The sequence below is a fragment of the Halomonas sp. AOP43-D1-4 genome, assembly GCF_052446175.1.
Classification (GTDB): Bacteria; Pseudomonadota; Gammaproteobacteria; order Pseudomonadales; family Halomonadaceae; genus Vreelandella; species Vreelandella citrativorans.
On record NZ_JBQSVY010000007.1, the window covers coordinates 118,520 to 140,215 of the forward strand.

Sequence of the window (21,696 nt, forward strand, 5' to 3'; positions counted from 1 at the left end):
CCCCGCCTAATGACTCAATGGATTAATCGCGAAACACGCGCACGCCCAGCGCTTTAAGATAAGCGGTTTCTGGAATGGCCGGGTGAATGGGGTGATCTGGCCCTTGATGGCCCTGGAAGATCACCTGCCCATGGCGATCCTGATGACGTACCGCGCCTCGCACGACATCTACCAAGCGATCTTCCCCCAGGTGCATGGAGCACGACGCTGAAAGCAACAGGCCATCGCGGCCCAGCAAACGCATCGCTTCGCGATTCAAGCGCGCATAGGCCCGCTCGCCATTAGGAATATCCTTACGCTTCTTGATAAACGCAGGCGGATCCAGAACCACCACGTCGAACTGTTCGCCATCGGCTTTTAGTGCTGCCAAAGCTTCAAAGGCATCGCCTTCGCCAATGGCGACCTGCTCTTGCACACCGTTAAGCTCAGCATTTCGCGCCACTTGCTCAAGCGCGGGGCCTGAAGCATCGATACACAGCACCTCAGAGGCGCCATTGGCCGCCGCCTGGACACCCCAGCCACCCACATAGCTAAAGACATCCAGCACGCGCTTGCCAGCCACCTGGCGGTTCAGCCAGGCACGGTTCTCGCGGTGATCAAAGAACCAACCGGTTTTCTGACCGTTAAGCACCGGCACGGCAAAGCGTGTGCCGTTCTCTTCGATCAATACTTCATCGGGCAGTGTGCCTTTCACTACATCGACGTGAGTTTCCAGCCCTTCCTGACGACGCCCGCCGGTATCGTTACGGAACACGATGACGTCAGGCTTAACCACTTTCTCAAGCGCATCGACAATCTCATCGGCCAGCGCCTGCATGCCGGCGGTATTTAGCTGAACAACCAATACATCGCCAAACCGGTCAATCACCAGACCTGGCAACAGGTCACCCTCACCGTGAATCAGGCGGTAAAAAGGCTTGGCATATAAACGCTGACGCAGTGACAGCGCTTGATTGAAACGGTGCACAAACAGTGAACGGTCCAGACGCATGTCCGGATCACGGGACATCACGCGACCCGCAATCAGCGAGTGCGGATTGATATACGCCACGCCCAGGACTTTACCGTTAGAGGCCTCGACCAACGCGGTTTCGCCAGCAGTGAAATTCTTAAGCGGCGTTTCTTTAATATCCACTTCGTTGGAGTAGATCCACAGATGGCCTGCTTTTAAGCGGCGATCGGCGTTTTTATTTAAGCGCAGGCGTTGAGTCACAACAGTCTCCAAAAGCGTAGACAACAGATAACAAAAGGGTAATCAGCTATCAATGCTGACAGCCAGGGCAAAACACACTGGCGCGCTGGCCAAGCGTAATACGCCGAAGCTCCCTACCGCAGCGTAAGCAGGGCTGCCCCTGGCGCCCATAAACATTTAACCGCTGAGCAAAATAACCAGGCTCACCCTGGCCGCTCACAAAATCGCGCAGCGTGGTACCACCTTGAGTGATAGCCGCCGCCAATACTTCTTTTACAGCCGCCGCTAACTGCTCATAGCGGGCAAGAGAAATACGCCCGGCTGCACGACGAGGATCAATACCGGCCATGAACAGCGCTTCAGTGGCGTAAATATTCCCCGCGCCCACCACGACCCGGTTATCCATTAAAAAGGGTTTTACCGCCACGCGCTTGTTACGCGAAAGCGCATATAGCCACTGGCCATTAAAGGCCTCATCAAACGGCTCAGGCCCAAGGTGGACAAGGCGCCGGTCTGCCGTCCCATCGCCTAACTGCCAATCCACAAAACCAAAGCGACGTGGGTCATGATAGCGCAACACATAGCCGTCTGCGGTGACCACATCGACATGATCATGCTTTTTGGGGATATCCCCCACTTGGGCAATGCGCAAACTGCCCGACATTCCCAGGTGCCACAGCAACGTTGCATCGTTTGGCGACTGCTTTACAGGGATTTGCAGGTATTTGGCACGCCGAGTCAGGGTGCCGATGCGCGCACCGACCAAACGCTCAGCCAAATCGTCAGGCACCGGAACACGCAAGCGCGGCTGGCGAACACGCACCTCGGTAATTTCCTGGCCTTCCAAATAGGGAGCAATACCGCGCTTGGTAGTTTCGACTTCGGGCAGTTCGGGCATGAAGAGAACCTGATTAACGATAGGGATATCGACAGGATAGGCACTTACAAGGCAGGCAATGCGAAGCCACTATTAAGTCGCCTGCATCTGCAACCCCCATGTATGCAAAAACCCGGCACGGGCCGGGTTTTTCAACAGGCGCTCGCCTGCAGTGGAAGCCGATCATCATCGCTTACGCGATTACTTGATCTTGGCTTCCTTGTAGATAACGTGCTTACGGACAACCGGGTCGTATTTCTTGAATTCGAACTTATCCGGCGTGTTCCGCTTGTTCTTATCAGTGGTGTAGAAGTGGCCTGTACCGGCACTGGACACCAGCTTGATCTTATCGCGCATGGTTTTACTCTCCCAAAAATGCTGTCTTAGATGGCGTCGCCGCGCTTACGGATATCAGCCAGAACCGTCTCGATACCTTTCTTGTCGATGATGCGCATGCCCTTGGAGGAAACGCGCAGCTTGACGAAGCGGTTTTCGGCTTCAACCCAAAAACGATGGGAGTGCAGGTTCGGCAAGAAACGACGACGTGTCTTACGCTGGGAGTGTGAAACGTTATTACCAGTTACCGGACGCTTGCCGGTAACCTGACATACTTTGGACATGAGAGCCTCCAACCGCTTGGCCAGGATATAAGCCTGAGTGTTCAAAACTGTCGGGCAAACCGGAAGAGAGGGAGTCGACGCCGTTAACCGTCTAGCTGTACCCAAATCCGTTATTCAACCCAAGTTTAAAGGTGGCACTTTATACCAGAGCACCGGACCACCGGCAAGCAAAACCGTCTAAAAAGGCGTAAAAAAGCCACTTTTTAGGTATTTTACCTAGACAGCAGACATTAAATGCCTGCCCTCTATCTACTGCCTATAGCCAGCCGCGCTCAGCAAAAGAGACCACGTCTCCATCTCCCACCACGAAATGATCCAAGACACGTACGTCAAAGAGGCCAAGGGCCTCTTTTAAGCGTTCGGTGATACGACGGTCAGCATCGCTTGGCTCAGCCACACCGGAGGGGTGATTGTGGGCCAGGATAACGGCGCCAGCGCTAAGTTCTAATGCGCGCTTGGCAACTTCGCGGGGGTAAACGGAGGCGCTGTCTAGGGTACCGCGAAACAGGGATTCATAGCGAATAATTCGGTGCTGCGTGTCTAAAAAAATTACCGCGAACTCCTCATGCCCCAAATGGCGCAGTTGAGAGCTCAGGTAATGACGCACCAGTTCAGGCGATGTCAGCGCGTTGCCACGTGCCAATTGGCTGGCTAAATGGCGCTTTGAAATCTCAAGCGTGGCCTGCAGTTGGGCAAACTTGGCACTTCCCAAACCGTGCGCCGCGCAAAAGCTTGCCTGGTCCGCTTCCAGCAGCGGACGCAGGCCGCCAAATGCGGTGAGCAGATCACGCGCCAAATCAACCGCCGAGCGCCCCTGCACGCCCACGCGCAAGAAAATCGCCAGCAACTCTGCATCAGAAAGCGTCTGCGCGCCCATGGTTAATAGCTTTTCTCGTGGCCGCTCACCCTCCGGCCAATGATTTATCCCCATCCCCCTACCTCCTCACCCCAAAGACATGTACGCAAAAAGCTCAGTAAACCTAGCTTACGCATTATTTGTAGCAACATGCCAAATTAGCAAGACGAATGGTATGGTAAGCCTCTTTAAGAACGCGCATGTGGGCCCTTTACCATGGTTTCTGTTTCTGCCTCTGTTACTCCAACGACGCTCTCAACGCTTGCAGGTAAACGCATTCTGTTGGGCATTAGTGCAGGCATAGCGGCTTACAAAAGCGCGCTGATCGTGCGGCTGCTTAAACAAGCCGGTTGTGAAGTGCGTGTGGTAATGACCAGTGGTGCTCAGGCGTTTATTACGCCACTGACACTGCAGGCGTTATCCGGCGAGCCGGTGCGCACGTCTCTGCTTGACCCGGAAGCGGAAGCCGGGATGGGGCATATTGAGCTCGCCCGCTGGGCGGATATTATCCTGATCGCTCCCGCAACGGCGGACCTGATAGCTCGGCTGGTCCACGGCATGGCGGATGATTTACTCACCACGCTGTGCCTGGCCAGCGAGGCCCCTAGGCTGATCGCCCCGGCCATGAACCAGGCCATGTGGCGCCACCCGGCGACGCAACGCAATGTAGCGCAACTGCACGCTGATGGCTGGCAACTTATCGGCCCCGCGGCGGGCGACCAGGCATGTGGCGATGTAGGCCCAGGGCGTATGAGCGAGCCTGATGCTATCTTTGAGGTTGTTGCACGCCTCTTTTCAGGTGCACCCCAGGCAGGCAACGCCCCTCATGTAGTCATTACCGCAGGCCCTACCCGTGAAGCGCTTGATCCCGTGCGTTACCTATCCAATCACAGCTCAGGTAAAATGGGCTACGCCTTGGCGGCGGCGGCGGTAGCGCAGGGCGCTACGGTTACTCTGATTAGCGGGCCTGTGGCCTTGCCAACGCCCAACGGCGTTACGCGTATTGATGTTGAATCGGCCGAGCAAATGCATCAAGAAGCCATGCACCGGGCGCCTGAGGCGGCGTTGTTTATTGGCTGCGCGGCAGTGGCTGATTATCGCTCGGCCTCGCCTGCCGAGCACAAGCTTAAAAAGCAGGAAGATAGTGATACGTTCACGCTTACACTGATCAAAAATCCTGACATCATTGCCGATGTGGCCGCGCTGCCTACCGAACAACGCCCCTTGGTCGTAGGGTTTGCCGCAGAGACACAGCAACTGGAGCATTACGCCCACGATAAGCTTAACCGCAAGGGGCTTGATATGATTGTCGCCAATGACGTCTCTCAAGCGGGCCTGGGCTTTGGCAGCAATGAGAATGCCGCGCTGCTGCTCTGGCGCACAGCGCAAGGCACCGAGCAGCGTTTGGAATCCCCTCAGCCAAAAACTCAGCTTGCGCAGGTCATTGTTCGTCAAGCGCTAGCGCTGATCTAGCCCTTAGCACCTATTTTTAAAGCTGTTTTCAATATCCTTTTTACTATCGTTTTTTTAAATGTTGGAGCTCTACATGACCACCCGCCCCCGCCTGCAGTGCAAAGTGCTTGATGAGCGCTTACACGACCACATGCCGCACTACGCCACTGATGGCGCTGCGGGCATGGACCTGCGGGCGCTGCTCGACGAACCGCTAACGCTCAATCCTGGCGAATGCCAGCTCGTACGAACGGGTCTTGCCATCTATATTGAAGACCCAAGCCTTGCTGGCATGATTCTTCCCCGCTCGGGCCTGGGCCATAAACACGGCATTGTATTGGGCAATCTGGTAGGTCTGATCGATTCAGACTACCAGGGTGAGCTGATGATTTCGGTGTGGAACCGCGGCCAAAGCGCTTTTACACTGTCGCCTTTTGAGCGGCTAGCCCAGTATGTTCTCGTGCCGGTGGTGCAAGCAGAACTCTCTATTGTTGATGCCTTTACCGACTCCACCCGAGGCGGCGGCGGATTTGGCAGCACTGGCCGTCATTAATACGGGGCGGCATTAATACTGTCCGTCATTAACAAGGCTCGGGCGAACGTTACGCGCTGACAGGAGTAGCCAATGGATGTACCTGCTTCGATTTTTCGTGCCTATGATATCCGCGGCATTGTCGATAACACGCTGAGCGAATCCACCGCAGAGTGGATTGGCCGTGCGATTGGTTCAGAAGCGGCCGCCCGGGGTGAGCAGTGTGTCATCGTTGCCAGAGACGGTCGCTTATCCGGCGAGCGCCTGCAAGCCGCCCTGATTCGAGGCTTAACAGCCGCTGGGCGCGACGTTATTGATATCGGCATGGTGCCCACGCCTGTTCTCTACTTTGCCACCCACGTGATGCCTGAGAGCTGCTCAGGGGTCATGGTGACCGGCAGCCATAACCCGCCCGACTACAATGGCTTCAAAATTGTCCTGGCAGGTGAAACATTATCAGGCGACGCTATTGCCGCGCTGTATGAACGCATTCACACCCATGACCTCACCAGCGGCCAGGGCAGCATTCATCAATACGACATCCGGCACGCGTACCTTACCCGTATTTTGGAAGATGTTAGCGTTAAGCGCCCTATCAAAGCTGTTGTAGACTGTGGTAACGGCGTAGCCGGTGAGCTAGGCCCCGAGCTAATCAAGCAGCTGGGGGTTGAAACAACGGTCTTGTTTGGTGAGATTGACGGCCATTTTCCTAACCACCACCCTGACCCCGGCAAGCCTGAAAACCTGCAAGACCTGATCAAGAGTGTTCAGACAACCGGCGCGGATATCGGGCTTGCCTTTGACGGTGATGGCGACCGAGTTGCCGTTGTTACACCGCGCGGCCGCATCATCTACGCTGACCACCTCCTGATGGCCTTTGCGACCGACATGCTTTCGCGTAACCCAAGCGCTAGGGTGGTCTATGATATTAAATGTACGGGTAACCTTGCCCGAGTCATTAGCGAAGCGGGCGGCGAGCCAGAAATGTGGCGTACCGGCCATTCGCTGATTAAAGCGCGCATGAAGGCAACCAACGCTCTGCTGGGCGGGGAAATGAGCGGCCATATTTTCTTCAAAGAACGCTGGTATGGTTTTGATGACGGCCTTTATTCCGCCGCGCGCCTACTGGAAATTCTGGCGCTTTATAACGAAGATGCAGACGCCTTTTTTGACCGCTTTCCTCAAGATCCAAGCACGCCAGAAATTAATATACTCGTTAGTGATGACGAAAAATTTGGCCTGATCGAGGCACTTGCCCGTGAAGGTGACTTCGGCGAAGGTATTAAAACCACGCTGGATGGCATTCGCGTTGATTACCCCGATGGCTGGGGCCTATGTCGCGCATCCAACACGACACCTGCCTTGGTGATGCGCTTTGAAGGGAAAAATGCCGTGGCACTAATGCGTATACGGGAATGTTTTGTCAACGCGTTAGCTCGTGTGGCACCGGCACTCAAAATTCCCGAGATGCCAGCTTAACCGCGCACTCGTGATATGCAGCACGATAACAATATTCATTAGCCACGTATCATCTGGATAAAAGAAAACAGCAAGCAAGGGACAACACGATGAATTCAGCCAGTCGCGACCCGCAGGTCGTTGTGGAGGTGCTTTCCGAAGCACTCCCCTATATTCAGCAGTTCTCCGGCAAAACCGTTGTGGTCAAGTACGGCGGCAATGCGATGACTGAAGACACGCTCATCAACTCTTTCGCACGTGATATCGTGCTAATGAAAGAAGTTGGCATTAATCCCGTGGTGGTTCATGGCGGCGGTCCACAAATTGGCAGCCTGCTTGAAAAGCTTAATATCGAATCGCGCTTTGTGAACGGGATGCGCGTGACCGACTCCCAGACCATGGACGTGGTTGAAATGGTACTGGGCGGACTGGTGAACAAAAGCATCGTCAACCTGATTAACCAAAGCGGTGGCAAGGCAATAGGCCTAACAGGGAAGGATGGCGCACAAATTCGTGCTCGCCAGCTAAAGGTCGAGCACCAAAGCCCCGAAATGACCGTTCCGGAAATTATCGATATTGGACATGTGGGAGAAGTCGAGTCCATTTCAACAGACCTGATCGAAATGCTCGCTGCCCGCGACTTCATTCCAGTGATCGCGCCCATCGGCGTTGACGATGAAGGCCATAGCTACAACATTAACGCCGACCTGGTGGCGGGTAAATTAGCCGAGGCATTAAACGCTGAAAAGCTAATGCTACTGACCAACGTCGCCGGCCTCATGGATGCGGAAGGCAAGGTATTAACCGGGCTAAGCACGCTTCAAGTGGATGCCCTGATTGCCGACGGCACCATTTATGGCGGCATGCTGCCCAAAATACGCTGTGCGCTTGATGCCGTTAAAAATGGCGTTAACAGTGCGCATATTATCGACGGTCGTGTTCCCCATGCAGTGTTGTTGGAGATTTTCACCAACGCTGGCGTAGGTACGCTTATTACTGACGCGAGCTAACGGCAACGGAGGGCTAACGTCATGAGTGACGACCGTAAACCTCGCCGTCGCGAGCAGATTCTTCAAGCACTCGCGTTAATGCTGGAAGAAGATAGTGGAAAGCGTATTACCACGGCCGCCCTTGCACGCCAGGTCGGCGTTTCCGAGGCGGCACTGTACCGCCACTTTCCCAGCAAAGCGCGAATGTTTGAGGGCTTAATCGACTTTATTGAAGAGAGCATTTTTGCACGCATTACGCGTATTTTAGAAGAGGTGCCCGACGCCATCCCCCGCTGTGGCACTATTCTGGCGCTACTACTGGGCTTTACCGAAAAGAACCCAGGACTTGCCCGAGTGATGGGCGGCGATGTATTGACCGGCGAAACAGCCCGCCTGCGCCAGCGCGTTCATCAGCTATTTGAGCGTTTGGAACTACAACTCAAGCAGATTATTCGTGAAGCCGAACTGCGCGAAGGGCGCCGCGCCAGCATTCCAGCCTCAGCGGCCGCTAACCTGCTCGCCGCCCAGGCGGAGGGACGCATTTCTCAATACGTGCGCAGCGACTTTAAACGCCTGCCCACTGAGTACTGGGAAGATCAGTGGACGCTTCTATCAAGGCAGTTACTGCTCGAAGCGCCACAACCCGCCTAAGAGTATCAAGTTGGTCAACAGGGACGTTGGCTCATTCTTGGTTAACATGCTCTCTCCCCTGCCACAGGAAGGCACTTTTGAATATTACCCACCTTGAGCACACGATTATCGCGCTGATCATTATCTTCCCAAGATTATAAATGGTATTACGAATAGCAGAAGCCACTACCAGGCTGACCATCAAAATGCGTTGCTTCAAAGAGAAAATAAATGAGCTTAACGATTAGACAGGCGACCCTCGAAGATACTAATGGGCTCGTTGATATTGGCCGTAAGACTTACCTTGAAACCTTTTCTGATTTCTATCCGCCCGAAGTCATGAGCAAGTATCTGAGCCAAGCATTTTCTGTCGATCAAATGGCAAATGAGTTACAGCGCGAACAATCCCAGTTCTGGCTGCTGGAAGTCGAAGGCCTATGCGCGGGCTACCTAAAAATAAATTGGGGAAGTGCTCAAACCGAGATGCAGGAAGGAGCAGGGCTGGAGATTGAAAGAATTTACCTCGCGCATGAGTTCAAAGGAGCAGGGTTCGGCAAGCTGCTTTTCGAGAAAGCCCAAGAAATTGCCAAAGCGCTTGCTAGGGTAATCCCCCCGAAAAATAATTTGGTTACTAATTGACTTTATTCAGCTCATCAGGTAAGCAGACAACCACATAGAAACCGAGGCTATTGGCCTACGATTTGCCGCACTCCCCTAATTGTATAGATGGTCCGTCAGGTTGGTCTTGACATGCTGGGTTGTCGGAAGAACACCTCGTATTTCACTGTTTGTAGCGACACTGGCCATGGCACCCATTCATGGTCGTTGGCTTCGGCGCTGCTGGTCGGCGCTGGGGCCTTGCTGGTGCAGTTCTTCGCCATCTTCCTAATGTCAACGTCGATGAAGGTTGTCGGCTTTGGGGGTGCGGATGAATACATGAACTACCTCCGATGTAGTCCAAGATTTCATCTGCACCCCCTTTACGGACTTATAGCACCGTTGCTGACACTAATGCCGACAGCACTCGCAATGCGCCTGTTGGTCGCCACTTCCATTATGGTCTTCTCTGCGCTGCAGATTCACTTGCTCTCCGGCCTGATCGAAGTTGACAGCATTTTCTGATCTTCATCTTATTGTCGGTGCTATTGGCCTATCGCGACTGGCGCACGATAACGTGGGGAGCTGTGGTTATCGCAGACCATACCTTTTTCTGTTATCTCCAGCATAACGGCTTCGGCATTTATGTGATGTCTGATATGTACCCAATGTCATCGCCTCTCTCCATGGTAGTGGTACATGCCGCTTATTTAGTCGTGCAGACCATTGCGTTATGCATTCTTTCTCTGCAGATGGAAAAAGACGCTAATTCCGCCGAGTAATTAGGACGATTGAGCTCGCATATCGGTCGCCGTCAGGGCGTGTTCGGTCTGGGCTTTAGCAACACCGGCATACGCAGCCATCTCGGCGCTCACTTCAAGCGCACCATGCTGGCGGTGCGCAGCAAGCTGACGAGTGTTTCCAGCAGTATTTCCCATGTCTCGCGCACCTGGGAGGTTATTCCCAAGGGAAACAACGACCTTCCCGCACGCAATAAACGCCAGCATGACGCGTTAGGCCATACGATTGGTGCACTTTACCGAATGGGCGTTCCCGATATAGCAAAAACCAGACTACTGTATTCAGGATTCCTGTCACATTATGAGCCCAATAGCCCTTTTACATGTCGTAAAATAAGTGACTGGTTAAGTGACAAAATTTGACGGCCCGCACTTCCTTGCACACGCTGTCACTTAATCGAACGTATATGTGACAGGTGCAACATGCTGATAGGTTACATGCGGGTATCCAAGGCTGACGGCTCCCAAGCCACCGACCTACAGCGCGACGCGCTAAGCGCTGCCGGTGTCGAGCCGGCACATATCTATGAAGACCAGGCGTCCGGTAAACGTGAGGATCGACCCGGCCTGACGAACTGCCTGAAAGCACTCCGGCCAGGAGACACTTTGGTCGTGTGGAAGCTGGACTGACTCGGGCGCGACCTGCGCCATCTGATCAATACCGTCCATGACCTAACCGGCTGCGGCATCGGCCTAAAGGTGCTGACCGGTCATGGTGCATCCATTGACACCACGACTGCCGCTGGCAAGCTGGTATTCGGGATCTTTGCTGCTTTATCTGAATTCGAGCGTGAACTGATTTCCGAACGGACGCAGGCGGGACTCGCATCCGCACGAGCACGAGGCCGAAAGGGTGGCCGGCCGTACAAGATGACAGCTGCAAAGCTGCGCCTGACGATGGCCAGCATGGGGCAGCCGGAAACTAAGGTCGGCGACTTGTGCCGGGAGCTTGGGATTACCCGGCAGACGCTCTACCGGCATGTGTCTCCAAAGGGCGAGTGTCGTCCAGACGGAGTAAAGCTGCTCTCCCGCAGTTCAACTGTATAGTTGGTGACGACCTGTAACGGACAGCGGTTCACTTCGGCAACGATCCAATTTCTTGTGTCGACCTGAAGCGGTAATTTCGACGAAGGCAGCACGTACGTTTATTGATATTGGGCGCAGTGGTATCTCTCTCGCCGGCGCACCGGTTGATGTCAGCTCCGTTTGCCTGGAGGAACCATGTCAAAACCCTTTGTGAATCTTGACGACCTCGAGCTCAAGGATCTTGAGGAAAATGGCTACTACACCTATCGGCGAGCACGGTTTAGTTCTGCTATTGGTGCCCGAAAACTTGGGTACAATCTGACGGAATTGCCACCGGGCGTGGCACAATGCCCATTCCACTCGCACCGTGCCGAGGAAGAGGTGTTCCTTGTCCTCGAGGGAGAGGGTGAACTGCGGTTCGGTGGTCAGAATTACCGTATTCGCAAGCACGATGTCATTGCATGCCCCACTGGCGGCGCTGAGGTCGCTCATCAGCTTATCAACACTGGCAGCAAACCTATGCGCTATCTGTCATTGTCGAATGTGGCAGAAGTAGAGATCTGCGAATATCCGGACTCAGACAAAATCGGCGTCTACGCCGATGCGGCCGAGGCGCCCAGCCTGAGGCAGCTCCACCGCACTTCCTCGGTTGTGGATTATTACGACGGGGAAAGCAAGGATCAACCAATTGAGTAGCGCCCAACAAGTAGCTGCAGTCGATCGTCACTGTCGGGGCACCGGCAGAGCGCGGCGTTATGTCGGCCCACGCTGAACGTCCGTTTAATAGCGGAATACGACCCACAGCGGACATGGCGGCAAAGAGTACCTAGTAGGACGATTCACATCTCAGACAATTCTTTAAAATCAGCATCTTGCTCCTCTCTGCATAGGCGAATTGCAGAGAATTTACAGAGAGAAGATCAAACAGAATCGCCATGAAGCTCAAGTAGAATATCCAGGAATACCAGACGCTGGCAGTCGAAGCACTGGTGGACATACCGCAGGTGCTGCGCTTATTGATTGAATTCAAGATTACTAGAAATGAATTTGTTAATCAGAGTCTAGCCAGATTCTGTATTTATGACCGACGCCGACGTTTCACTATGGCCCTCCTAGAGCCTCACCGCTTGATCCAATGCTTCGGGTAGGCACCGGAAATCAACGCCAACGGACCTATTAGACATGGCGATCTCAAATTCCAAGCGCAACACTATTGAAGTGTGTCTGGTCCAGCGACTGATTTTCTAAGGACTTCTGCGTAAACTTCCAGCGGCGTGCGCCAGTCCAATGTCATACGGGGTCGTGTATTCATCGAATCGGCGATCGCATCGAGTTCTTCCTGGCTGTAGACAGATAGGTCTGTGCCTTTTGTCAAGTACTGACGAAGCAGACCATTGGTGATTTCGTTGGAACCGCGCTGCCAAGGACTATGCGGATCGGCAAAGTAAATCGCCGTGCCCGTCTTCTGGGTAATCTCGGCATGGCGGCCATTTCCTTGCCTTGATCGTAGGTCATAACCGTAGCGCTCGTGGCACCTCGTTGAGCTTGTCACTGAAGCCGATGGAGGCCGCGGTTGCCGTGGTGCCATGCATCTTCGCCAGGACCACCAGGAGGGTTGTGCGTTCCACCAGGGTGCCGACGGCTGACTGATTATCAGCGCCCATGATTAAGTCGCCTTCCCAGTGGCCGGGCATAAGACGATCTTCGGTCTCGGGTGGGCGGGGGTGGATGCTGACCAGATCCGGTAATTAACCACGTCGGTCCTTGCCACGACTACGGGGCCGGCGCTTGCCGTTTCCCTGGCGTAAACAGGCAACGAGTTCTTTCTTGAGCGTGCCGCGTGGCATCACGTAAAGCGGGTTATAGATAGCTTCATGCGATACCCGACGGCGGGAATCATTGGGACACATAACTCTCAGTGTGCGCGCTATTTGTTGAGGTGACCAGTACTTGCGAAGCAGGTACCCACCAGTTCGAACAGCTCTCCACCGGGATGCAGCTTGGGCTGGCGACGTGATCGATGACGCGCCAATCGAGCCCGATGTCCGGCTAGGCTGGCGTCGTAGCGTTGATCTGCCCTGAAGGCATGCCGAGCTATTTCTCGGGATACCGTACTGGGTGCTCGTCCGATATGTCGGGCGGTAGCGCGGATGGAATGGCTTGCCTGCATCTGCATAATGGCGGCTCGATCTTCAGGGGCGAGATGGTGGTAGCAATGTGACATGGCAGTACGATACCTGATAGGTCAGGTGTTGCACTTGGTCACTGAGACCGCCCTCGTATTTAGCCGCTTTCAATTTTCTGAGGGCGCTCAGCTCAACCCGATTCCCAGGGGCGAGCTGAACTGACTGAAAATATGTGTTTCTCGATGGGCGCTAGCTAGTTTTACAGCCGCTTCTCACTATAGCCCTCCTAGACAGACATATTTCAGCTCTGTAAATTCATCCAGACCATAATGAGCCCCCTCCCTCCCAAGGCCCGATTCTTTAATGCCACCAAAAGGGGCTAATTCTGTAGTTAGCAAACCTTCATTGACAGCAATCATGCCACATTCCAGACTTTCCATGACGTGCCAAATACGCTGGTAATCTCGAGCAAAGAAATACGCAGCCAAGCCGAATTCGGTATCATTTGCCATAGCAATGGCCTCCTCATCCGTCTCAAACCGGAATACAGGGGCTAAAGGGCCAAACGTTTCCTCTCGCGCCACGAGCATCTCAGAGGTAACATCAGCTAACAAGGTAGGCTCAAAAAATGTGCCGCCCAGCTCGTGGGGCTTACCCCCACAGACAAGACGGGCGCCCTTGCTCAAAGCATCTTTGATGTGGGATTGAATTTTATCCACCGCAGCTTGGTTAATCAGCGGTCCTTGATCTACACCTTCATCTAAGCCATTACCGACGTTAAGTTCCCGTATACGTACCGACAATTTGTCAAGGAAAGCATCATATACGTCAGCTTGAACTAGAAGTCGATTGGCGCAAACGCACGTTTGTCCTGAGTTGCGAAATTTTGACGCAATGGCACCCTCCACTGCTGCATCCAGGTCGGCGTCATCAAATACGATGAAGGGAGCATTACCGCCCAACTCCATGGACGCTTTCTTAACTGTATCCGCACATTGAGCCAACAACCGCTTACCTACAGGGGTAGAGCCTGTAAAGGATACCTTACGAACACGAGTATCAGAGGTTAAAACCTCGCCAATAGCTGCGGGTTGCTCGGCGGTAATCACATTGAGTACGCCCGCAGGTATACCAGCATCATCCGCTAAACGCGCCAGCGCAAGCGCGGTCAGTGGAGTGGACTCGGCGGGCTTGATCACCACAGGGCAACCAGCCGCCATGGCCGGAGCACATTTTCGGGTGATCATGGCCAGCGGAAAGTTCCATGGCGTGATCGCCGCGACTACACCTATCGATTCACGGAATACCAGGATACGCTTGTTGACGCCATGACTGGGCAGAGTCTCCCCAGCCATGCGCTTGGCTTCTTCAGCATAAAACTCGACGAAAGAAGCTCCATAAGCCACTTCTCCACGAGACTCAGCCAGCGGCTTACCCTGCTCCATTGTCATCAACCGAGCCAGAGCCTCCTGATTGGCCATGATACGCTCATACCAATTTCGAAGCAGAGCCGCCCTATCCTTTACCGTGCGCTTTCTCCAGGCAGGCCAGGCAGCCTCTGCAGCTGCAATAGCCTCGCGCGCCGCGGCAGGATCCAGATCAGGAACCTCAGCCAGCAATTCACCCGTTACTGGATTGGTGATAGCAAAATGATGGGGAGCATCACGCCACTGACCATTAATATAGGCTTTGGTTACTAGCAACTCGGGTAACGACATGGAATTTTCCTTTTTAGAACTAATTAGAAGGCTCACTACCCCTACTCGACCAGGATCAATATATTCCGATGGGAATAGCTAACCGCACGGTTGTATGTTGAACTTTATTTCTGTCTAGATCGCCCTAGCACCCTACGTAGCGCAACCTGCCCAGGCATTTGCGAGCTGGGCGGCATTACGCAGAGGTAGTGCGCCATTCGGACTATGCCAACGGGCCGGTATTGAACGCTGAGCTAGGAGAACTCTTCATTACGGAAGCCGAATGCTAAGGGAACCATTGCCCTCCCAAAACACTAGGGCATCGAGCGACGCATCTGGAGCGAAATGGCACGTCGGCTGGTGATGCCTTATGACCGACGCGCCCAACTCTGTGAATTAAGTTGGCTGGCAGCCGCCAACTGCTCCGCCAGTTAACTCACATAGCCTGAAATATTTATAAACACCCTCTTAGAACTCGACCACCAGCCGAATAACTTCCCCTCGATCCAACCTATCGAAGCCTTCATTGATCTCCTCGAGAGAGATAATGTCGCTCAACAGGCGATCCACGGGTAGCTTTCCGGCTCGATAGAGCGCTATATATCTCGGAATGTCTCTCACCGGTACGCAGGTACCGATATAGCTGCCCTTCAAAGTTCGCTCTTCAGCAACCAGACTGACGATATTGACCGGCAAATCGACATGGGGCGCAGGCAGCCCTGCCGTTACGGTGGTTCCTCCCCGCCGCGTCATCCGATAAGCGGTTTCCAGCGCCTTGCCCGACCCCGCGAACTCGAGTACGACATCCGCTCCACCTCTGGTGAGTTCGCGGACTCGCTCGATCGCGTCCGGCTCCGCTGCATTGATTGTCGTTGTGGCTCCCAATTCACGGGCGATCACGAGTTTCTCATCGGAGAGATCGATAGCAATAACCTGTTCGGCACCGGCCGCCAAGGCACCAAGTAGCGCGGCCAGCCCGACACCCCCCAAACCGATCACGACTGCGGTCTGACCAGCCTGAAGCTTCGCTGTATTTATGACGGCGCCTACCCCGGTCAACACCGCGCAACCAAACAAAGCCGCCTCGGCGAATGATAGAGCTGAATCGATCTTGACCAAGGAGCGACGCGACACCACAGCGTATTCGGCAAATGCGGAGCAGCCCAGGTGATGATGAATCTCCGTGTCTTGACCTCGAAACCGAATATGGCCCGAGAGCAACGTACCGGCCGCGTTCGCTGCGGCACCGGGTTCACAAAGCGCTGGCCGCCCCTCCGCGCAAGGCAAGCAATGCCCGCAACTGGGTACGAACGTGAGCACTACGTGGTCGCCCACGGCGAGATCGTCGACGTGGTCGCCCACGGCGAGATCGTCGACGTGATCGCCCAGCGCTACGACCTCTCCCGCCGCCTCGTGACCGAGCGCCATTGGCATGGGCCTGGGTCGGTTGCCGTTGATCACGGATAAATCAGAGTGACACAGTCCTGCGGCGCGGATTCTAACCAGTACCTCGCCCGAGCCTGGATCGTCGAGCTCAAGATCCACCAATTCCAATGGGCGGCTCGCGCTGTAGGGTTTAGCGGGTTTCATTTCCCTTAGAACGGCAGCTCGAGTTTTCATGAGGCGGTCTCCGTAGTGATCAAAGTTTGTGAACTGACCTTTTTAGGGGCGAATTAGGCGAAGGGTGAAAAACTAAGGATTTTTGGAGCAGGAAAATCCCGTCCACCGATTTCACCATCTTCGGCGAATTCGAATTCCATGTTGCCCTTCCGCGTGCGAACTCGGCCCGCGTGCGGAGCAATGAAGTGGCCGGTCATCAGAAGCGTCGAGGTGTCGGTGATCTTCTCGACCAGCTGGCGCCGGGTCTCATTGGCCTGCTCGGGTTCTGCGCAGCCGATGCAGCTCCAGTGGGGGTAGCGTAGCTGTATGGGGTGATGAATGATGTCGCCAGTAAAAACGCATGAGGCACCGCGCGAGCGCAGCCAGAGGGCTACATGTCCCGGCGTGTGCCCCGGCGCCGGATGCACGCTGAGGCAGTCGTCAATAGTGAAGCCATCATTTATGATCTCGACCTGGCCGGCCTCAATCACCGGTAGCACACTGTCGCGGTAGGCCGCTAGGTGATGTCCGGTGCCATCGTCGTCGTGGGCAGCCTTCTCCCAGTAGTCGTACTCGACTCTCCCGATGAGATAGGTAGCGTTAGGGAACGTTGGCCGCCACTCACCGTCGATTAGTTGCGTATTCCAGCCGACGTGGTCAGCGTGAAGATGAGTACACAACACGTAATCAACGCTTTCCGGCGAAATGCCAGCGTCTGCTAAGCGCTCGAGAAAAGGCGTTTGCAAGTGCGTCCAATGAGTTCGAGCGTGGCGCTCCTTGTTATTGCCCACACAGGTATCCACTAGCACGCGATGCTTGCCGGTATCGATCACCCAAGTATGAATGCTAAGCGTGATGCAGCGGGTCTCTGGGTCGAGAAAAGGCGGTGCCAACCAGTCGCTCTCGGCCGCCAGGCTCGCCTCGTCGGCCTTGGGAAAGAACTGACGAATCTCGAAAGAGTGGTCCTCTATCTCTCGCACAGCGCGCACTCTTATATCGCCTACGCAAAAGTCGCTCATGACTTGCCTCCCTAGCGTTGCTCGGCGTCTGTCGTCTCTCCGGCTTCTTGCGTCGCCACACTCGGCATAGGCGGCCAGCCGGAGCCCGCTTCATCTATCGCGAGCTTACTCAACAGTTGTTTAAGTACGCGAATGTCGTTGTCTTCCATCGGCGTCAAGCACTGTGCCTCTGATGACTTGAGTATCGCCACAATTTCAATCATCGCGCGCCTACCGTCGGAAGAAAGCCAAGCTCTTGACATGTCGTCGTTACCGCTGGGGTGTAATTCGATTAAACCGCGGTGCTTAAGATCCTCTAATGTTTCTTGGTTGACCTCATCACCCCGTGAGCGACCGATCTGATAGATTTCGTCAAGCGTTCGGCCATCCTCATGCCCGAGCAACGTCATTACGGCGTAATTGGCACCGCTCCAGCCGCGTCTTTTTCGCTCGGCGACGGCCGCCTCGCGGATCCGATAGAACACGCGAGAAATCAGGTAAATGAAGTCTTCTGGCGAGAGGCTCTCGGCACGACGGGCGAAAGAGAGCTCAGCCTGATTATGGCTCACCAGTTGACCATAGCGGCCGCCGTGAAAGAGCAGCGGCGGCGTCGACGAGTGCTGGAAATCAATCACTTCACCTACGAAAATGATGTGGTCGCCGCCCTCGTACTGATAGGTCGTCTTGCACTCGAATCGCGCCGCACACTCCTCGATCAGGGGTATGCTATCGTGTCCGCGCTTGACAGCCACGTGGTCGAATGAATTCGCCGATGAAGAGGCGAAGGTTCCCGATAGCGCGTCCTGATCGGCAGAAAGGATATGCACTGCGAAGTAGTCCGCCTGCTTGAAGGCATCGAAAGACGAGGAAGTTTTCGACAGACTCCATAATATTAGCGGTGGATCGAGCGAGACGGAGCTGAAGCTATTGGCGGTTCTCCCCAGATCTTTGCCGTCCTGTGTCTTGGTCGTGACAATCGTCACGCCAGTGGCGAATGCCCCGAGAGCGTTCCTCAGGATACGTTTTTCGTCGCTCATAATGCTCCTCCTTTAGTACCTTGTATGCCGACGACCGAGGCACCTGATTTTGGGTGTACGGACGTCTCGTGGTCGCGGCCGTGGGGTTGTCCCGACGCATCTTGAATGCTGCCATCGGCTGCCTCGAGTGATGCTCCGGCTGCTTCACGCAACGGCAGAATCGAGAATACGGAGAGGCAGGCCGCTGCGATGATATAAAGTGCCAGCGGAATCCAGCTGCCTGTCCACGCCCACAGCGTTGCTGCGATGATGGGTGTGGGACCACTCCAGATCACAGTAGCGAACTGATAGGCAATGGAGACACCGCTATAGCGCATTGATGCGTCGTACTGCTCAGCGAACAGACTCGGCTGGGTAGATTGGGTTGTGGCCTGCCCGAAGACAATTGCCACCGTCATTCCGATCGTCACTGCCATGGCATTTTGCATGTCGAGCAGCAAGAAAAACGGAATAATGAAGAGGCCGTTGAAGATCATGCCACCGGCGAAGACTTTCCGACGGCCGATCCGATCGGAAAGTGCACCGAAGATCGGCTGTGCTATTACGCAAAAGACGGCCGCTATCATCAGTGACTCGAGCACGGTAGATCTCTCCATGCCCACCACGGTGGTCAGATACGAGAGCGAATAAACGGCCAGCACGTAAAAACTGACGTTCTCAGCGGCTTGTGAAGCCACTAGCCGAAACGTCTTGCGACCATGCTGACGAAACACTCGGGCTGCTGGGAACTTCTCGCGTTCGCCACTCTCCTGAATTTTACGAAAGCTCGGCGACTCCGAGAGAGTCCAACGTAATACGATGCCCAACACCAGCAGTACGCCGCTGAATAGAAAGGGTAATCGCCAACCCCATGCCATGAACTGCGCTTCGCTAAGCAGAGCGCTCACCGCAGCCATCACGCCGGATGAAAGCAGCAATGCCGATGGGATGCCCATCTGCGGCCAGCTCCCATAAAAGCCACGCTGCCTCTGTGGCGCGTGCTCAACAACCATCAGCGTAGCCCCGCCCCATTCGCCCCCAACCGCGAATCCCTGTAGGAACCGCAGCAACGTGACCAGGATCGGCGCCCAGATGCCAATCGAGGCATAGGTAGGCACCAATCCGATCAGGAAGGTTACTCCGCCCATCATTGTCAGGCTCAGCACCAACATCGCCTTGCGCCCAATGCGATCACCATAGTGGCCGAAGACGATGCCGCCCAGCGGACGCGCGATGAAGCCCACGGCGAATGTCGCGAAGGCAGCAATCGTACCTGTCAGGGGATCGAAATCTGGAAAGAACAGCTGATTGAAGACCAGTGCAGCTGCGGTACCGAATATAAAAAAGTCGTACCATTCCAAAGTCGAGCCGACATAGCTTGCCAGCGCGACTTTGCGGATATCGGATGTCTGAGTTGTCATTGTTATTCACCTCTTCGGGCCATGACCTTTCCAGCCCGCCCGACGATTGGTCATCGCCGAACGGAAGCGTTAAAGTCGTGCCACTAGTAGTCGAGTGCCTTGCCCAGTCGCTATTGACTAAGCCGAGATGGGTATATCGACGTCGAGCAACGGAGCATGCTGCTGTGCCCCGTAAACGTCGGTATCCCCTAAATCTCCAGCAGGAATAGTGCGTGGCAGGGTCGCTTTGAACGCCAAAGCCGTGTCGTAAGGCGTGAAAAGCACGTCATTCTCTTCGACCCCATAAAGCCGAGAGAACAGCGCGGCACAGAGTACGCCAGTCTTTTTGACTTTGGCGTAGGTCTCTGGATCCTCAAAAAGGACATCAATAGTGATATAGAAAGGGCCAGCATTCTTGCTTTTGCAGATTTGTGCGATGTCTTTGATCAAAGCCATGGTCGTCAAACCTCTTCATATTCGATAGGAAAGATTGAACAGGGATCATCGAGCTCGACGACATGGAAAATACTGAAGCGATAGCACTCCCCCATCTCGATATCGGAGGGGCTGAACGGGAAAGCCATGTTACCCTCCTTGCACAGTCGTCCCTGGAAGTCGGCATGGAGCATTGAGGTTCTCGCCATGGCCAGCACGGCGTTGGCGGCCTCCTGGGTCTTGCCGACGACCTCAATCACAAAGCCGAGCTCGTGAGACTCGAACGTCTCGAGCGGCTCCCAGTCGCCCATAACGCCGTTGCGGCCATAGCAGTGCACGATCAGCGAATAATCCTCGCGAGAGACACCGAAGGATTCAGCCTTGCTCATCACCTTCTCGCGGTGCACCGCCAGATAGTCGTCGATCTGGCGGATCAGTATCGGGTCGCGGGTACCACACAGCGTGATCGCACGATAGCCCATGCTCTCGACGCCCTCGAGCTTGACGGTGTAACGCTCGGCGGGCTGCCAGGTCATGCCATCGATTTTCACCGCACGGTCATTGAGGGCTTCGAAGCGACACTCGCTGGTATCGAGGAGCCCACCAGGTTCGATGTGATGAATCGGGCTGGCATTCTCGTGCATCGCGAAGTTGGCCACAGCCAGCGGGGTAGAACGCCGAATCGGATTGGGCGGCTCGCACACGACATGATCCTCGCGCACGCGCAGAAAAATGCAGTCCGGCTCCTTAGGCACGGTGGGCTCGGCGCCGCACTCGAGCATCTTGCCGGCGTACCAGGAAGGCGCCGGTGACATACCTGCGCGGATCGCCGGCGCGGCCCATTGAGCGGGGTCACTGCTGCGCCCGGCGAGAATGACCTGCGCCCCTTCGTCGAGCGCTTTGGCGAAGGGCTCCGGGCCCATCATCGCCACGATTCGTTCGGCTCGATCGACCGTCGCCGTATCGAGTGGCGCCATACGTGCCAACGGCTTTGTCGCACCCGCATCGATCCACGCTTTCACGTCTTCCTTGGACTGCTCAGAGTGGATCAGAGCCATTTTAAACGACAGCTTCTCCTCCCGGGCGATCTCGCGTACCAGCGCCGCCATGTCCTGCAAGTGTGGTTCACCGCCGGAGCCACCTGCGGTTCCGACGATGCACGGCACTCTTGCTTCGACGCTCGCCAGAAGCATTAGGCGCAGGTCGCGCTTGACCGAGAGCCGGGAACAGAATGACTTGCCGGCGCCGAGGTAATAAGGCCCAGGATCCGTGCTTCCACCGTCGCAACCGATGACGTGGGGATCCCAGGACATCCCGATCTTGAGCGACTCCTCGGCGAAGCCGTAGCCGAGGATTCCACTCGTCGACAACATTCGAAATTCTTTCATATCAGCCT

General features: G+C 55.1%; 22 protein-coding genes and 2 pseudogenes. 10 read left to right on the forward strand and 14 right to left on the reverse strand.

From position 1 onward, the window contains the following. Nucleotides 1-22: 22 nt before the first annotated feature. From ACT3RQ_RS09340 to radC, 5 genes are all read right to left on the reverse strand, one after another. The gene (locus ACT3RQ_RS09340) at nt 23-1,213 is read right to left on the reverse strand and encodes a class I SAM-dependent rRNA methyltransferase (protein ID WP_444621790.1); all 1,191 of its coding nucleotides are present in this window, start codon (nt 1,211-1,213) and stop codon (nt 23-25) included. 49 nt (nt 1,214-1,262) lie between these two features. Then, the gene (gene mutM, locus ACT3RQ_RS09345) at nt 1,263-2,090 is read right to left on the reverse strand and encodes a bifunctional DNA-formamidopyrimidine glycosylase/DNA-(apurinic or apyrimidinic site) lyase (RefSeq protein ID WP_172118507.1); all 828 of its coding nucleotides are present in this window, start codon (nt 2,088-2,090) and stop codon (nt 1,263-1,265) included. A 180-nt stretch (nt 2,091-2,270) separates the two neighbouring features. Further along, nucleotides 2,271-2,426, reverse strand: a complete 156-nt coding sequence (gene rpmG / locus ACT3RQ_RS09350; RefSeq protein ID WP_009098622.1) for a 50S ribosomal protein L33 — start codon at nt 2,424-2,426, stop codon at nt 2,271-2,273. 26 nt (nt 2,427-2,452) lie between these two features. Beyond that, nucleotides 2,453-2,689 carry a 50S ribosomal protein L28 gene (gene rpmB / locus ACT3RQ_RS09355; protein WP_172118508.1) on the reverse strand — a complete coding sequence of 79 codons (237 nt, stop codon included), beginning with the start codon at nt 2,687-2,689 and terminating at the stop codon, nt 2,453-2,455. 256 nt (nt 2,690-2,945) lie between these two features. Beyond that, a complete protein-coding gene (gene radC / locus ACT3RQ_RS09360) occupies nt 2,946-3,620 on the reverse strand; it encodes a RadC family protein (protein WP_172118509.1) in 675 nt (224 codons plus the stop codon). A 141-nt stretch (nt 3,621-3,761) separates the two neighbouring features. Between radC and coaBC the strand changes: the two genes are divergently transcribed. The 8 genes from coaBC to ACT3RQ_RS09400 all read left to right on the forward strand — a co-directional run bounded on the left by coaBC (nt 3,762) and on the right by ACT3RQ_RS09400 (nt 9,985). Next, the gene (gene coaBC / locus ACT3RQ_RS09365) at nt 3,762-5,018 is read left to right on the forward strand and encodes a bifunctional phosphopantothenoylcysteine decarboxylase/phosphopantothenate--cysteine ligase CoaBC (RefSeq protein WP_444639739.1); all 1,257 of its coding nucleotides are present in this window, start codon (nt 3,762-3,764) and stop codon (nt 5,016-5,018) included. A gap of 73 nt (nt 5,019-5,091) precedes the next feature. Continuing rightward, nucleotides 5,092-5,550 (forward strand): dUTP diphosphatase, encoded by a 459-nt coding sequence (gene dut, locus ACT3RQ_RS09370; RefSeq protein WP_172118511.1) that lies wholly within the window; start codon nt 5,092-5,094, stop codon nt 5,548-5,550. A 72-nt stretch (nt 5,551-5,622) separates the two neighbouring features. Then, complete coding sequence (locus tag ACT3RQ_RS09375) at nt 5,623-7,008, forward strand: phosphomannomutase/phosphoglucomutase (protein ID WP_444639738.1); 1,386 nt, start codon at nt 5,623-5,625, stop codon at nt 7,006-7,008. Between the two features lie 89 nt (nt 7,009-7,097). Then, nucleotides 7,098-7,997, forward strand: coding sequence for an acetylglutamate kinase (argB, locus tag ACT3RQ_RS09380; protein ID WP_193055420.1), 900 nt, complete (start codon nt 7,098-7,100; stop codon nt 7,995-7,997). A 21-nt stretch (nt 7,998-8,018) separates the two neighbouring features. Further along, a complete protein-coding gene (slmA, locus tag ACT3RQ_RS09385) occupies nt 8,019-8,627 on the forward strand; it encodes a nucleoid occlusion factor SlmA (protein ID WP_444639737.1) in 609 nt (202 codons plus the stop codon). 210 nt (nt 8,628-8,837) lie between these two features. Beyond that, nucleotides 8,838-9,245, forward strand: coding sequence for a GNAT family N-acetyltransferase (locus ACT3RQ_RS09390; RefSeq protein WP_444639736.1), 408 nt, complete (start codon nt 8,838-8,840; stop codon nt 9,243-9,245). 111 nt (nt 9,246-9,356) lie between these two features. Continuing rightward, nucleotides 9,357-9,728 (forward strand): hypothetical protein, encoded by a 372-nt coding sequence (locus ACT3RQ_RS09395; RefSeq protein WP_444639734.1) that lies wholly within the window; start codon nt 9,357-9,359, stop codon nt 9,726-9,728. Between the two features lie 62 nt (nt 9,729-9,790). Beyond that, nucleotides 9,791-9,985, forward strand: a complete 195-nt coding sequence (locus ACT3RQ_RS09400) for a hypothetical protein (protein WP_444639733.1) — start codon at nt 9,791-9,793, stop codon at nt 9,983-9,985. On the opposite strand, the gene ACT3RQ_RS09405 is transcribed toward ACT3RQ_RS09400, so the two are convergent. Beyond that, complete coding sequence (locus ACT3RQ_RS09405; protein ID WP_444639731.1) at nt 9,986-10,141, reverse strand: hypothetical protein; 156 nt, start codon at nt 10,139-10,141, stop codon at nt 9,986-9,988. 300 nt (nt 10,142-10,441) lie between these two features. Here ACT3RQ_RS09405 and ACT3RQ_RS09410 point away from each other — a divergent pair. Beyond that, nucleotides 10,442-11,050, forward strand: a pseudogene (locus ACT3RQ_RS09410) (recombinase family protein). A gap of 174 nt (nt 11,051-11,224) precedes the next feature. Next, the gene (locus tag ACT3RQ_RS09415) at nt 11,225-11,725 is read left to right on the forward strand and encodes a cupin domain-containing protein (RefSeq protein WP_444639730.1); all 501 of its coding nucleotides are present in this window, start codon (nt 11,225-11,227) and stop codon (nt 11,723-11,725) included. A gap of 514 nt (nt 11,726-12,239) precedes the next feature. Here ACT3RQ_RS09415 and ACT3RQ_RS09420 read toward each other — a convergent pair. The 8 genes and pseudogenes from ACT3RQ_RS09420 to ACT3RQ_RS09455 all read right to left on the reverse strand — a co-directional run bounded on the left by ACT3RQ_RS09420 (nt 12,240) and on the right by ACT3RQ_RS09455 (nt 21,688). Then, nucleotides 12,240-13,253, reverse strand: a pseudogene (locus tag ACT3RQ_RS09420) (IS30 family transposase). 177 nt (nt 13,254-13,430) lie between these two features. After that, nucleotides 13,431-14,873, reverse strand: coding sequence for an NAD-dependent succinate-semialdehyde dehydrogenase (locus ACT3RQ_RS09425; protein ID WP_444639729.1), 1,443 nt, complete (start codon nt 14,871-14,873; stop codon nt 13,431-13,433). 447 nt (nt 14,874-15,320) lie between these two features. Continuing rightward, nucleotides 15,321-16,472, reverse strand: coding sequence for a zinc-dependent alcohol dehydrogenase family protein (locus ACT3RQ_RS09430; RefSeq protein WP_444680352.1), 1,152 nt, complete (start codon nt 16,470-16,472; stop codon nt 15,321-15,323). Nucleotides 16,473-16,525: 53 nt separating this feature from the next. Further along, nucleotides 16,526-17,470, reverse strand: coding sequence for an MBL fold metallo-hydrolase (locus ACT3RQ_RS09435; protein ID WP_444639726.1), 945 nt, complete (start codon nt 17,468-17,470; stop codon nt 16,526-16,528). An 11-nt stretch (nt 17,471-17,481) separates the two neighbouring features. Next, on the reverse strand, nt 17,482-18,486 hold the full coding sequence (locus tag ACT3RQ_RS09440; protein WP_444639724.1) for a flavin reductase: 1,005 nt from the start codon (nt 18,484-18,486) through the stop codon (nt 17,482-17,484). Beyond that, nucleotides 18,483-19,886 (reverse strand): MFS transporter, encoded by a 1,404-nt coding sequence (locus tag ACT3RQ_RS09445; protein WP_444639722.1) that lies wholly within the window; start codon nt 19,884-19,886, stop codon nt 18,483-18,485. The genes ACT3RQ_RS09440 and ACT3RQ_RS09445 overlap by 4 nt, the downstream gene beginning before the upstream one ends. A gap of 117 nt (nt 19,887-20,003) precedes the next feature. After that, on the reverse strand, nt 20,004-20,321 hold the full coding sequence (locus ACT3RQ_RS09450) for a DUF4387 domain-containing protein (protein WP_444639721.1): 318 nt from the start codon (nt 20,319-20,321) through the stop codon (nt 20,004-20,006). 5 nt (nt 20,322-20,326) lie between these two features. Further along, on the reverse strand, nt 20,327-21,688 hold the full coding sequence (locus tag ACT3RQ_RS09455) for an acyclic terpene utilization AtuA family protein (protein ID WP_444639720.1): 1,362 nt from the start codon (nt 21,686-21,688) through the stop codon (nt 20,327-20,329). Nucleotides 21,689-21,696: the final 8 nt, after the last annotated feature.